Below are 1273 nucleotides of genomic sequence, written 5' to 3'. Positions count from 1 at the left end.
CGGATGAGGGTCTCCGGGTTTTGTCGGTGGGCTTCGGTAGGTTGATTGACGTGTCCCGCTTTCGGCTTCAGCCCACGCGCGCCCAAGAGGCGGCACTGCTGGAGCACTGCGGACACGCCCGATACGTATGGAATTTGGCCGTTGAGCAGCACGCCCACTGGCAGCGAGGCCGTAAGCCGGCGCCGGGTTTCGCCGAGCAGTGCCGCCAGTTGACGGAGGCTCGCGCTGAGTTCGCGTGGCTGCGCGGCGGGTCGGTCATCGTCCGGCAACAGGCGCTCAAAGACTTCGCCCAGGCCATGGCGAACTTCTTCGGCAAGACCCACCGCAAGCCGACGTGGCGTCAACGTGGGCGGGGCGAAGGGTTCCGGATCGTCGCGTTCAAACCTGGTGACGTACACCGCGTGTCGCGCAACGTCGGCGAGGTTCGGATCCCGAAGGTTGGTTGGGTGCGGTTTCGCTGGTCGCGGCCCGTAGGTGAGGACGTGAGGTCCTACCGCGTCACCCGTGACCGGGCGGGCCGTTGGCATGTGGCGTTCGCCGCGATCCCTGAACCGGTCCCCGCACCCGGTTGGGGTGAGGTCGTTGGCGTGGACCGTGGCGTGGCCGTGTCGGCGGCGCTGTCCACGGGCGAGTTGCTGAACGCGCCCACTCTGCGCGGCGCCGAGAAGACACGGCTGCTGAGGTTGCAGCGGAAACTCGCGCGAGCGAAGCGGGGGTCGAACCGGCGTGGCACGGTCAAGGCCGCCATCGCGAAGCTGAAAGCCCGCGAGGCCGACCGGCGCAACGACTGGGTCGAGAAGACCTCGACCGGCCTGGCCCGCCGTTTCGACGTGATCGCGGTCGAAGATCTGAAGATCGGCGGCATGACGCGGTCGGCCAAGGGCGCCGTCGAGGCACCGGGGCGGAACGTCCGTCAGAAAGCGGGCCTGAACCGCGGCATCCTCGCTGCGGGGTGGGGCCGGCTGGTGGAGCGGTTGGAGCAGAAAGCTCCGGGACGCGTTCAGAAGATCGACCCGCGTTACACGTCGCAGACCTGCAACGCCTGCAAGCACCTCGCCGGGGAGAGTCGCGAGAGCCAAGCTCTCTTCCTGTGCGTCGCCTGCGGGCACCAGGCGCACGCCGACGTGAACGCGGCGAAGAACGTTCGCGACACTGCCGCAGGGCATGCGGTGGCTGCACGGGGAGGCTTCGGGTTGCCGGAGCCTGTGAACCGTGAACCTCAACGCGACCTCCTCCTTGTGGGGTAGTTGCTGTTGGAATCCCCCGCCTTCAG

The 1273-nt window shown here is 67.9% G+C and carries 1 protein-coding gene; it reads left to right on the top strand.

Annotated features, from left to right (window positions below; genetic code table 11):
* Nucleotides 1-1247: RNA-guided endonuclease InsQ/TnpB family protein (locus ACTOQ3_RS43515; protein WP_440089927.1), on the top strand; the 1247-nt coding region annotated here is incomplete at its 5' end.
* Nucleotides 1248-1273 lie beyond the last annotated feature (26 nt).

Origin of the sequence: Streptosporangium sp. LJ11 (assembly GCF_051918945.1) — a bacterium.
Classification (GTDB): domain Bacteria; phylum Actinomycetota; class Actinomycetes; order Streptosporangiales; family Streptosporangiaceae; genus Streptosporangium.
The sequence above is the reverse complement of the archived record's forward strand: the minus strand, read 5'-3'. Positions and strand labels throughout refer to the sequence as shown.